Consider the following 12,579-nt stretch of genomic DNA (forward strand, 5'->3'; position numbering starts at 1 on the left):
GGTCATAATGGCCGCTTATAACTGTCACGCTCGCCCGTCAGCGCGGGCTCAGGAGTCTGCCGTGAGCTTTACCCCCGCCAACCGCTTGTTCCCAGCCACCCGTTTGCGTCGTAACCGTCGTGACGACTTTTCGCGTCGACTGGTCCGTGAAAATGTCCTGACCACCAATGACCTGATCCTGCCGGTGTTTGTGCTGGATGGCGAAAATCGTCGTGAAGCGGTGGCCTCGATGCCGGGCGTCGAACGCCTGACCATCGACCTGTTGCTCGAAGAAGCGGCCAAGTGGGTGGATCTTGGCATTCCTGCGGTGGCACTGTTCCCGGTCACGCCGACCGAACTCAAGTCCCTCGACGCGGCCGAAGCCTGGAACCCTGAAGGCATTGCCCAGCGCGCTACCCGCGCCCTGCGAGCGCAGTTCCCGGAACTTGGCGTGATCACCGACGTGGCACTGGACCCGTTCACCACCCACGGTCAGGACGGCATTCTCGACGAAGAAGGCTATGTGCAGAACGACATCACCGTTGACGCACTGGTCAAGCAGGCCTTGTCCCACGCCGAAGCCGGGGCACAGGTGGTAGCACCGTCGGACATGATGGACGGGCGCATCCAGGCGATTCGCGAAGCCCTCGAAGTGGCGGGTCACGTCAATGTACGGATCATGGCCTACTCGGCGAAGTACGCCAGTGCCTACTACGGCCCGTTCCGCGATGCGGTGGGTTCGGCGCTGAACCTGGGCAAGGCCAACAAGGCCTCCTATCAGATGGACCCGGCCAACGGCAACGAAGCCCTGCACGAAGTGGCGGCGGACCTGGCCGAAGGTGCGGACATGGTCATGGTCAAGCCAGGCATGCCGTACCTGGACATCCTGTACCGGGTCAAAGAAGAATTCAAAGTGCCGACCTTCGTTTATCAGGTCAGCGGTGAATATGCCATGCACATGGCGGCGATCCAGAATGGCTGGTTGAGCGAAGGGGTAATCCTTGAGTCTCTGACCGCTTTTAAACGTGCAGGTGCTGATGGCATCCTGACGTACTTTGCCGTTCGTGCCGCTCAATTGCTACGAGAGCAACCATAGCCCTCCCAGGAACATTCCATGAATACCGAAGGACTCACTGAAGTTGCCGTAAACGAGGCTCTACCCGTGGTGGAGCAACTCGACGAGACCCCGCCGGAGCTGGAGCCTGCTCCTGCGGCGGCGCCCGAGCCTGCGGCGCCGGCGATTGCCGTTCCCGGCCTGGATGACAGCAGTCTGTACATCCACCGCGAACTCTCGCAACTGCAGTTCAATATCCGCGTGCTGGAGCAGGCGCTGGATGAGTCCTATCCGTTACTGGAGCGGCTGAAGTTCCTGCTGATTTTCTCCAGCAACCTGGACGAGTTCTTCGAGATTCGTGTAGCGGGCCTCAAGAAGCAGATCACCTTCGCCCGCGAACAGGCCGGCGCCGATGGCCTGCAACCGCATCAGGCGCTGGCCCGGATCAGCGAGTTGGTACACGGTCACGTTGATCGCCAGTACGCGATCCTCAACGACATTCTGTTGCCGGAGCTGGAAAAACATCAGGTCCGCTTCATCCGTCGTCGTCACTGGACCACCAAGATCAAAACCTGGGTCCGCCGTTTCTTCCGCGACGAGATCGCGCCGATCATCACCCCGATCGGTCTCGACCCGACGCACCCGTTCCCGTTGCTGGTGAACAAGAGCCTGAACTTCATCGTCGAGCTGGAAGGGATCGACGCCTTCGGTCGCGATTCCGGCCTGGCGATCATCCCGGCGCCGCGCCTGTTGCCGCGAATCATCAAGGTGCCGGAAGAAGTCGGCGGTGCCGGCGACAACTACGTATTCCTGTCGTCGATGATCCACGCGCACGCCGATGACCTGTTCCAGGGCATGAAGGTCAAGGGCTGCTACCAGTTCCGCCTGACCCGTAACGCCGACCTGGCGCTGGACTCCGAAGACGTGGAAGACCTGGCCCGGGCCCTGCGTGGCGAGTTGTTCTCCCGTCGCTACGGCGATGCCGTGCGTCTGGAAGTAGCCGATACCTGCCCAAAACACCTGTCCGACTATTTGCTCAAGCAGTTCAACCTGAGCGAGAGCGAGCTGTACCAGGTCAACGGCCCGGTGAACCTGACACGTCTGTTCAGCATCACCGGCCTGGACAGCCAGCGCGAGCTGCAATACCTGCCGTTCACGCCGCAGATCCCGAAACTGTTGCAGAACAGCGAGAACATCTTCAGCGTGGTGAGCAAGCAGGACATCCTGCTGCTGCACCCATTCGAGTCGTTTACCCCCGTGGTCGACCTGCTGCGCCAAGCCGCAAAAGACCCCCATGTGCTGGCGGTGCGCCAGACGCTGTACCGCTCCGGCGCCAACTCGGAAATCGTCGATGCGCTGGTGGACGCCGCGCGTAACGGCAAGGAAGTCACCGCAGTGATCGAGCTGCGGGCGCGGTTCGATGAAGAGTCCAACCTGCAACTGGCCAGTCGCCTGCAAGCGGCGGGTGCGGTCGTGATCTATGGCGTGGTTGGCTTCAAGACCCACGCCAAGATGATGCTGATCCTGCGTCGCGAAGCCGGAGAGATCGTGCGCTACGCGCATTTGGGCACAGGTAACTACCACGCCGGCAACGCCCGCCTGTACACCGACTACAGCCTGCTGACCTCCGATGACGCGTTGTGTGAAGACGTCGGCAAACTGTTCAGCCAGTTGATCGGCATGGGCAAGACCCTGCGCATGAAGAAGCTGCTGCACGCGCCGTTCACGCTCAAGAAGGGCATGCTCGACATGATTGCCCGGGAAACCCAGTTCGCCCTCGAGGGCAAGCCGGCGCATATCATCGCCAAGTTCAACTCGCTGACCGATCCAAAGATCATCCGTGCGCTGTACAAGGCCAGTCAGTCCGGTGTGCGCATCGATCTGGTGGTGCGGGGCATGTGCTGCCTGCGCCCAGGCATCGCCGGTGTATCGCACAACATCCACGTGCGCTCGATCATCGGTCGTTTCCTGGAGCACACCCGGGTCTTCTACTTCCTCAATGGCGGTGAAGAGCAGATGTTCCTGTCCAGCGCCGACTGGATGGAGCGCAACCTCGACAAGCGTGTCGAGACCTGCTTCCCGGTAGAAGGCAAGAAGCTGATCATGCGGGTCAAGAAAGAGCTGGAGTTGTACCTGACCGACAACACCCACAGTTGGAGCCTGCAAGCAGACGGGCGCTACATCCGCAACACGCCGACCGGCAACCAGAATCCGCGCAGTGCGCAGGCGACGTTGCTCGAGCGGCTGGGCAGCCCGATCCTGACGGTGACTTGACCTTCACTGCGGCATAAAAAATGGCGATCCCTGCGGATCGCCATTTTTGTTTGCGCCAACTCTCCCACAGGGATCTCATTCGCAGATGTTGGGATCAGCGCACGTTAAGCGTGACGTTAACCCGCGTCAGCCATTCCGCCTCCAGCGCGAAGTCGGCCTGGGTCAACTGGTTTTCCTCCAGCCATTTTTCCGGGAATTGCACATCCAGGCTGTCACCGTTGGCGTTCAGCTCTACCTGAGGCATCTGCTGCGTACCGCGGATGTGGTGGAACAGGATCGCGAAGCGCAGTAGCACACAAAGGCGAATCAGCTTGATGCCGTCGTCGCCGAATTCGGCGAACTTGTCCTTGGGAATGTTGCGGCGGTGGCCACGCACCAGCAGGGCGAGCATTTGCTGGTCTTCGCGGGAGAACCCGGCGAGGTCCGAGTGTTCGATCAGGTAGGCGCCATGCTTGTGGTAGTGGTAGTGGGCGATGTCCAGGCCCACCTCATGCACTTTGGCGGCCCAACTGAGCAATTCGCGCCAGATGCCGTCCTCCAGATCCCAGTCCTTGGCGATCTGATCGAAGGCATGCAACGCCTTGCGCTCAACCCGCACTGCCTGCTCCTGATCAACGTGGTAGCGTTCCATCAGCGAGCTGAGGGTGCGTTCACGGACGTCTTCATGATGATGACGGCCCAGCAGGTCATACAGCACGCCTTCACGCAGGGCGCCTTCACAGTGATCCATGCGTTGCAACTCGAGGGCATCGAAGATTGCTTCGAGGATGGCCAGGCCGGCCGGAAAAATGGCCCGGCGATCAGGCTTGATGCCTTCGAAGTCGATCTTCTCGACGTCACCCAGCTTGAACAGCTTGCGCTTGAGCCAGGCCAGCCCCTCAGCGTTGACTTCGCCGGTGCCGTGACCGCCAGCTTTCAAGGCCAGGCCAATGGCGCGGATGGTGCCCGAGGAGCCGATGGCTTCATCCCAGGTCAAGCGGTGCAGGGCGTGCTCGATGCTCATGATCTCCAACCGCGCCGCCGTGTAGGCCTGGGCGTAGCGGGCCGGAGTGACCTTGCCGTCCTTGAAATAGCGCTGGGTAAAGCTGACGCAGCCCATCTGCAGGCTTTCACGCAGCAGCGGTTCGAAGCGCTGGCCAATGATGAATTCGGTACTGCCACCCCCGATGTCGGCCACCAGGCGCTTGCCCGGGGTATCGGCCAGGGTATGGGAAACGCCAAGGTAGATCAGGCGCGCTTCTTCACGACCGGAGATGACTTCGACGGGGTGACCGAGGATTTCTTCGGCGCGGCGGATGAACTCGGCGCGGTTGCGCGCTTCGCGCAGGGCGTTGGTGCCGACGATCCTTACGGCGCCCAGGGGCATACCGTTGATCAGTTGGGCGAAACGCTTCAGGCAATCGAGCCCGCGCTGTATGGATTCTTCGCTCAGGCGTCGCTCTTCGTCGATGCCGGCGGCCAGTTGGACCTTCTCCCCGAGGCGCTCGAGGATACGGATTTCACCGTTCTGGGCCTTGGCCACAACCATGTGGAAGCTGTTGGAGCCCAGGTCGATCGCGGCGATCAGGGACAGGTTCTTGGCTTGGGATTGCGGCATGGTGTGGGGGTCTCGTTCGATAACCCCGACATCGTGCCACGATCAAACGCCAACGCCAACGCGCAGTGTTCAAAGCCTTGATCCTGCGCAGTCAATCGTGACGGTGCAGCGGCTCGATGGTTTCGCTGCCGTAGGGGGGCGTTTCTTCTTCGGCGAACAACCGCTGTGCGATCCAGCTCAGCAACTGCCGGATCATCAATGCCATACACAGGTACATCAACGCGGTCAGGGCGTACGTTTCGAACGCTCGCACATTGCGCGATTGAATGGCATTGGCGACAAAGCTCAACTCTTGAGTGGCGATCACGGAGCATACCGACGAACTGAGCATGACGAGGATAATCTGCTGGGTCAGGGCCGGCCAGGCGTTGCTCAGGGCGTGGCGCAACCCGCCGTGACGCAAGGCCTCGTAGCGAGGCATCACCTGGAGGGTGTCACCAATAACGTGCGTGGAATGCGCCCCGAGGTTGATCACCATCGCCAGCGCGGCGGCCTGCCATGGGGAGATCGATACGCCCATGGCAGGCAGGCCATAAAAGATGCACAACAGCTGCATCAGAAAGGGTGTATTGCGGATCAGCTCGACATAAACACCGACCATCGCCGCCAACGGGCGAATATTGCGCGCCCGTATGAGGGCGCCGATCACGCCGGTGCCGACCCCGAGTAGCGCACCAATGGTGGTCAGCTCCAGGGTGAACAGCGCCCCGCGAAGCAGCAGTTGAGTATTGTCCGCCATGGACAGGAAATCTGACGGATTGGCCATGACGTGTCCTCCAGTCAGGTGAATCTCTGTGATTGAACAGAGCACGGGTCATGCCAGGTGGGGGAGGACGACGGAAGACCCGATGGTCCGGGCGTTTGATGCATCGAGCGGTAGACGATATGCACCGCCATGGCGCATCGGACGTGGATCCTGAACGCCTTTGGGGCCAGGTCCGGAAACGACCGTTCATCCGGGGAGGGCGGTCACGAATATCGGCCAAAAGACCACAGGGAGGCGACTTGAGCTATACACACTCTCATGAAACACCATAGCGAGACTCAATCATCTGCGGCTTCCTGAACGAGGGAAGGGCGGCTATGATGGGCCACGTTTTTTTGCTTACAACCCTGGAGAATTCCATGAGCAGCGATCTGATCAAACACGTTAGCGACGCTAGCTTCGAAGCTGACGTACTCAAGGCCGAAGGCGCTGTACTGGTCGATTACTGGGCTGAATGGTGCGGTCCTTGCAAAATGATCGCTCCCGTTCTGGACGAAATTGCCGAGACTTACAAAGGCAAGCTGACCGTTGCCAAATTGAACATCGATGAAAACCAGGAAACCCCGGCCAAGCATGGCGTGCGTGGTATCCCGACCCTGATGCTGTTCAAGAACGGCAACGTTGAAGCGACCAAGGTCGGTGCGCTGTCGAAGTCGCAACTGGCTGCTTTCCTCGACGCCAACATCTGAGTGTCGTCGTAAAGTCGCGAAAAATGGCCCCGCATATTGCGGGGCTTTTTCGTTATAGAGGGCTAGACGCTCTGAAACTCAGGTGGTACATTCGGCACCGCAGTGGTTTCTCCACTGCCCCCTGCTAGCCGTCGCCGACGCACTCCTTTCGAACAAGTACGCGATCCTGTCGCCTTCTCCGCGGCGCGGCCTCATTAAGCCAAAAGCTTAATTTCCCCCCTCCATAAATGATTACGTCATTCCTATATGAATCTGACTGAACTCAAGCAAAAGCCGATTACCGAACTGCTCGAATTGGCCGAACAGATGGGCATAGAAAATATGGCCCGTTCGCGCAAGCAGGACGTGATTTTCTCCCTGCTCAAGAAGCACGCGAAGAGCGGCGAGGAAATCTCCGGTGATGGCGTGCTGGAGATTCTCCAGGACGGCTTCGGCTTCCTTCGCTCCGCAGACGCTTCCTACCTGGCCGGCCCGGACGATATCTACGTCTCGCCAAGCCAGATCCGCCGTTTCAACTTGCGCACCGGTGACACCATCGTTGGCAAGATCCGCCCTCCGAAGGAAGGCGAGCGCTATTTCGCGCTGCTCAAGGTCGATACCATCAACTTCGACCGTCCGGAAAACGCGAAAAACAAGATTCTCTTCGAGAACCTGACCCCGCTGTTCCCGACCGTGCGCATGAAGATGGAAGCCGGTAACGGTTCCACCGAAGACCTCACCGGTCGTGTCATCGACCTGTGCGCACCCATCGGTAAAGGCCAGCGCGGTCTGATCGTTGCTCCGCCGAAAGCGGGCAAGACGATCATGCTGCAGAACATCGCCGCGAATATCGCACGCAACAACCCTGAAGTTCATCTGATCGTGCTGTTGATCGACGAGCGTCCGGAAGAAGTGACCGAAATGCAGCGCACCGTGCGTGGCGAAGTGGTTGCCTCGACGTTCGACGAGCCGCCAACCCGCCACGTGCAGGTTGCCGAGATGGTGATCGAGAAGGCCAAGCGCCTGGTCGAACACAAGAAGGACGTGGTGATCCTGCTCGACTCCATCACCCGTCTGGCTCGTGCCTACAACACCGTGATCCCGAGCTCTGGCAAAGTGCTCACCGGTGGTGTCGATGCCCACGCCCTCGAAAAACCGAAGCGTTTCTTCGGTGCGGCACGGAACATCGAAGAAGGCGGCTCGCTGACCATCATCGCCACCGCGCTGGTTGAAACCGGCTCGAAGATGGACGAAGTGATCTACGAAGAGTTCAAGGGCACCGGCAACATGGAGCTGCCACTGGACCGCCGTATCGCTGAAAAACGCGTGTTCCCGGCCATCAACATCAACCGTTCCGGCACCCGCCGCGAAGAGTTGCTGACCGCCGATGACGAGCTGCAGCGCATGTGGATCCTGCGCAAGTTGCTGCACCCGATGGACGAGATCGCCGCGATCGAGTTCCTGGTCGACAAGCTGAAAACGACCAAGACCAACGACGAGTTCTTCCTGTCGATGAAACGCAAGTAACACGCAGCAGGCTTCAGCAAAGAGCGCCCCGCATGGGGCGCTTTTTTTTGCGCGTCTGCTATTTTGTATCTGATTTGATAACTTTCGCTGACGCACGGTGTCCCTTGCGGATGGGTTTGTATCGGGCAAGGGACGTTAATGCACACATTTGGTAATCGCCGTGACATCGACGGTCTGAGGGCGCTGGCCGTCATTCCGGTTGTACTCTTTCACTTCGGCTTCAGCACATTCAGTGGCGGTTTCGTCGGCGTGGATGTGTTCTTTGTCATTTCCGGCTTCCTGATCACCAGCATCCTGTTCCGCGAGATCGGCGCGCAGCGGTTCAGCTTTGTCGACTTCTGGGCGCGGCGTGCCCGGCGCATCATCCCGGCCCTGAGTGTCGTGATGCTCGTCACGTTGGCCCTGGGCTGGTTGCTGCTTACGGCCAAGGACTTTTCCGAGTTGGGCAGGACGGTGCGCTACCAGTCACTGTTCATTTCCAACATCCTGTTCATGCGCGAGGATGGCTACTTCCAGCCGGCTTCCGACCTGAAACCGTTGCTGCACACCTGGTCGCTGGCCGTTGAAGAACAGTACTACATCTTCTTCCCGCTGCTGATGGCGCTGTTGATGCGTCATATCCGGCATTGGCGCTGGATGCTGTTCGCGGTGCTATTGATCTCCTTCGGGCTGAACATCGCCTACATTGAGCGCAAACCCGACTTCGCTTTCTTTTCGTTGCCGACCCGAGCCTGGGAGTTGCTGTGCGGTGCGATGCTCGCCGTCATGCCTGCTCGAAAGCACGCGGTCCGGCCCTGGCTCTACCAGGCGGTCGGCATCGCCGGGTTGACGGCAATCCTGGTGGCAGTGTTCACGTTCGACCGCGAGACGGTGTTCCCAGGTTGGGCGGCGCTGCTGCCGGTGCTGGGGGCTACAGCGTTGATCTGGTCGGGCGGGCAAGGTTCGACCTGGGTTGGACGGCTGTTGAGTGTTCGGGCTTTCGTCTGGATCGGTTTGCTCTCCTACTCGCTGTATTTGTGGCACTGGCCGGTGTATGTCTACGCCAACGCCATTTCTGTCGACGGTATTCAGCCGTGGGAAGCACTCGGCTGGATGTTGCTGGCATTGGCGCTGGCCTGGTTGAGCTGGCGCTTCGTGGAATTGCCGTTTCGTGAAAAGCAGTTGCTGGCTGGACGCAAGCCGGTGCTCGTGGCGGGCCTGACGGCGATGGCCGTGCTGGCGGTGACCGGCTCCGTAGTGCGTTCAATGGACGGTTTCCCTCAGCGCCTTACCGGCAAGGCACTTGAGTATGCGCAGGCGCGCGAGTGGCGGGCCGGGCAGATGAAATGCATGCTGGTGACCAAAGACAAAAAGTTCGACAAGGCCTGCTTGCTCGGTGAACACCAGGAGCTGCCGGCGACACAGCTGGTTTGGGGCGACAGTCACGCGGCGGCATTGTTGCCTGCGATCAAGGCGGGTGCTGACCAGAAAGGGCGCCCGGTGTGGCTGTACAGCATGAGTGCCTGTCCTCCGATTCTCAGCGATGAACCGCGTCAGCGTTGCAGGGACTTTAACGAGCAAACCATGGAGCAAGTGCGTCGCTTGGGAATCAAGGACGTGGTGCTCGCGTCCAACTGGAGTCTTTACGTCTACGGCCGCGAGGACGGCGACAAGAAGGTCCTGCTCAACGAGCATGACGATACCGCCCAGTCCGAGGCACGCATGGCGGCGGCGATCAAAGCGCGGGTGGCGGCGATCCGGGAGGCGGGTGCGCAAGTCTGGTTGTTCAAGGAAGTGCCCTTGCAACACAAGGGGGCCGTTAGCCGGCTGACCAGTCTTGCTCGGGTTGGGCGCTCCACCCAAGGGCTGGGGCGTCCATTGGAAGAGCACTTGGCGCGCCAGCACTTTCTCGGCAGCCTGTTCGATTCGCTGAGTGCAGCCGATCCTGGCGTGCACGTGATCGACCCAACGCCCATGATGTGCGCCGGCGGGGTCTGCAGTATCGAAGTCAATGGCCACTCGCAGTACAGGGACGAAGATCACCTGTCGGACGTTGGCAGTGCGCGCTTGAGCCCGCTTTTTGCGCCGGTTCTTCTGGGCACCACCCACAATTGATGGCGACAGTGCGCTGACAGGCTGCTGTTCGGTCGTCAGAGCAGGTAGGATGTACGCCTATTTTCGAGGTGGCATCTTCAATGAAATTCAAGGATCTTCGGGATTTCGTGCAGCAACTCGAGCAGCGCGGAGAATTGAAACGCATCCAGGTTCCCATCTCTCCCGTGTTGGAGATGACGGAAGTCTGCGACCGCACGTTGCGAGCCAAAGGCCCGGCGTTGCTGTTCGAAAAACCCACCGGTTACGACATTCCGGTGCTGGGCAACCTGTTTGGCACCCCGGAGCGGGTTGCCATGGGCATGGGCGCCGAGTCGGTCAGCGAGCTGCGCGAGATTGGCAAGCTGCTGGCGTTCCTCAAAGAGCCCGAGCCGCCTAAAGGCCTCAAAGATGCCTGGTCCAAGCTGCCGATCTTCCGCAAGATCATTTCCATGGCGCCCAAGGTCGTCAAGGACGCGGTCTGCCAGGAAGTGGTCATTGAAGGCGATGACGTCGACCTCGCCATGTTGCCGGTGCAAACCTGCTGGCCCGGCGATGTTGCGCCTCTGATCACCTGGGGCCTGACCGTCACCAAGGGGCCGAACAAGGATCGCCAGAACCTCGGCATCTATCGCCAGCAAGTGATCGGCCGCAATAAAGTCATCATGCGCTGGTTAAGCCATCGCGGCGGTGCGCTGGATTACCGCGAGTGGTGCGAGAAACACCCCGGCCAGCCGTTCCCGGTGTCGGTGGCACTGGGTGCTGACCCGGCGACCATCCTCGGTGCCGTCACACCTGTGCCCGACAGCCTCTCCGAATACGCTTTCGCCGGGCTGCTGCGCGACAACCGCACCGAGCTGGTGAAATGCCGCGGCAATGACCTGCAAGTGCCGGCCACCGCCGAGATCATCCTCGAGGGCGTGATCCATCCGGGCGAAATGGCCGACGAAGGCCCGTACGGCGACCACACTGGCTATTACAACGAAGTCGACAGTTTTCCGGTGTTCACCGTCGAGCGCATCACCCACCGGGTGAAGCCGATCTACCACAGCACCTACACCGGCCGTCCACCGGATGAACCCGCCATTCTTGGCGTGGCACTGAACGAAGTGTTCGTGCCGATCCTGCAAAAGCAGTTTCCGGAGATCACTGACTTCTATCTGCCGCCCGAAGGCTGCTCGTACCGCATGGCCGTCGTGACCATGAAGAAATCCTACCCGGGCCACGCCAAGCGGGTAATGCTCGGTGTCTGGTCGTTTTTGCGACAGTTCATGTACACCAAGTTCGTTATCGTCACCGACGACGATATCAATGCGCGTGACTGGAACGACGTGATCTGGGCCATCACCACGCGCATGGACCCCAAGCGCGACACGGTGATGATCGACAACACGCCGATCGACTACCTGGACTTCGCCTCGCCGGTCTCCGGCCTGGGTTCGAAAATGGGCCTGGACGCCACGCACAAGTGGCCGGGGGAAACCACCCGCGAGTGGGGCCGGGTTATCGTCAAGGACGATGCCGTGACCCAACGGATCGATGCCATCTGGAATCAGTTAGGAATAGATTGATGCGTGTAACCTTGCAGCCGTCCGGAGCAGTGCTTGAGATACTGCCAGGCGAGCGGATTCTCGATGGCGCACGCCGTCTGGGCTATGAATGCCCGCAAAGTTGCCGCAATGGCAACTGCCACGTGTGTGCCGCATTGCTGGTGGAAGGACGGGTCGAACAGGCCGGCGCAGTGCGCGACCATGGTGAGTTCTACACTTGCATAGCAGAGCCGCTGGAAGACTGCATCGTGCTGTGGGATGGCGTGCTTGCGCTGGGAGAGTTGCCGGTGCGCAGCGTGTCGTGTCAGGTCACTGAGTGCAAAAACGTCGGCGGCGACACCTGGCGCGTGACGATGCGAGCGCCGGCGGGCAAGCCGCCGCGTTATCACGCCGGGCAGTACCTGATGATCGAGCGAGAGGATGGCGAAAAGTCCGCCTTCTCCCTGGCCTCGGCGCCCCATTCGGGGCGAGACCTGCAAATTCATGTGCTGGCGCGCGAAGGCAGTGCACGCGACCTGATCGAACAGCTTCAGCGCAACAAGATGGCGCGTATCGAAATGCCATTCGGCGACACGCACCTGGCTGAATTGCCCGATGGCCCGCTGGTGCTGATCGCCGCAGGGACCGGCATGGGCCAGATTCACAGCCTGCTCGAGCACTGCCGGGCCACGGGTTTCAAGCACCCGGTGCACCTGTATTGGGGCGTGCGTCGTCCCGAAGAATTCTACGAAATCGAGCACTGGGATGAGTGGGAGAAATTGCCCAATCTGTTCCTGCACAAGGTCGTCAGCGACCAATGTGGCTGGCAGGGGCGTTGCGGCATGCTGCATCAGGCGGTGTGCGAGGACTTCCCCGACCTGAACGCCCTTCACGTCTACGCCAGTGGCTCGCCGGCCATGGTCTACGGCACGTTGGATGCACTGGTCGAGGCGGGGATGGACGCCCACCAGATGCGGGCGGACGTGTTTGCGTACGCCCCCCGCGGCTGACCCCCCGTACCTGTAGGAGCGAGCTTGCTCGCGATGGTAGACCGAGCACCGCGGGGTGTCTGATCCTCCATCGCGAGCAAGCTCGCTCCTACAGGAGGCGCATAT

Annotated in this window: 9 protein-coding genes; 7 read left to right on the forward strand and 2 right to left on the reverse strand. The window is 60.4% G+C overall.

The features are described 5' to 3' along the window. Window positions 1-61 precede the first annotated feature (61 nt). Together hemB and ppk1 are read left to right on the forward strand one after the other, a co-directional pair. Entirely contained in the window at window positions 62-1,075 is a 1,014-nt protein-coding gene (gene hemB / locus AB4O36_RS27085; RefSeq protein WP_460119799.1) for a porphobilinogen synthase, read from the forward strand. Window positions 1,076-1,093: 18 nt separating this feature from the next. After that, the gene (ppk1, locus tag AB4O36_RS27090) at window positions 1,094-3,307 is read left to right on the forward strand and encodes a polyphosphate kinase 1 (protein ID WP_460140679.1); all 2,214 of its coding nucleotides are present in this window, start codon (window positions 1,094-1,096) and stop codon (window positions 3,305-3,307) included. 94 nt (window positions 3,308-3,401) lie between these two features. On the opposite strand, the gene ppx is transcribed toward ppk1, so the two are convergent. Next, on the reverse strand, window positions 3,402-4,904 hold the full coding sequence (gene ppx / locus AB4O36_RS27095) for an exopolyphosphatase (protein ID WP_460119803.1): 1,503 nt from the start codon (window positions 4,902-4,904) through the stop codon (window positions 3,402-3,404). A 91-nt stretch (window positions 4,905-4,995) separates the two neighbouring features. Beyond that, window positions 4,996-5,670 (reverse strand): amino acid ABC transporter permease, encoded by a 675-nt coding sequence (locus tag AB4O36_RS27100; RefSeq protein ID WP_460140680.1) that lies wholly within the window; start codon window positions 5,668-5,670, stop codon window positions 4,996-4,998. A 359-nt stretch (window positions 5,671-6,029) separates the two neighbouring features. Between AB4O36_RS27100 and trxA the strand changes: the two genes are divergently transcribed. The 5 genes from trxA (at window position 6,030) to AB4O36_RS27125 (ending at window position 12,474) form a co-directional block, all read left to right on the forward strand. Next, window positions 6,030-6,359 carry a thioredoxin TrxA gene (gene trxA / locus AB4O36_RS27105; protein WP_003206727.1) on the forward strand — a complete coding sequence of 110 codons (330 nt, stop codon included), beginning with the start codon at window positions 6,030-6,032 and terminating at the stop codon, window positions 6,357-6,359. Window positions 6,360-6,605: 246 nt separating this feature from the next. Next, window positions 6,606-7,865, forward strand: a complete 1,260-nt coding sequence (gene rho / locus AB4O36_RS27110; protein ID WP_057712815.1) for a transcription termination factor Rho — start codon at window positions 6,606-6,608, stop codon at window positions 7,863-7,865. A gap of 138 nt (window positions 7,866-8,003) precedes the next feature. Then, a complete protein-coding gene (locus AB4O36_RS27115) occupies window positions 8,004-9,959 on the forward strand; it encodes an acyltransferase family protein (protein WP_460119807.1) in 1,956 nt (651 codons plus the stop codon). Window positions 9,960-10,039: 80 nt separating this feature from the next. After that, entirely contained in the window at window positions 10,040-11,506 is a 1,467-nt protein-coding gene (gene ubiD, locus AB4O36_RS27120) for a 4-hydroxy-3-polyprenylbenzoate decarboxylase (protein ID WP_460119809.1), read from the forward strand. After that, complete coding sequence (locus AB4O36_RS27125) at window positions 11,506-12,474, forward strand: CDP-6-deoxy-delta-3,4-glucoseen reductase (RefSeq protein ID WP_460119811.1); 969 nt, start codon at window positions 11,506-11,508, stop codon at window positions 12,472-12,474. Before ubiD ends, AB4O36_RS27125 begins: the two co-directional genes overlap by 1 nt. Window positions 12,475-12,579: the final 105 nt, after the last annotated feature.

The sequence above is a fragment of the Pseudomonas sp. S2_E01 genome (assembly GCF_054668365.1).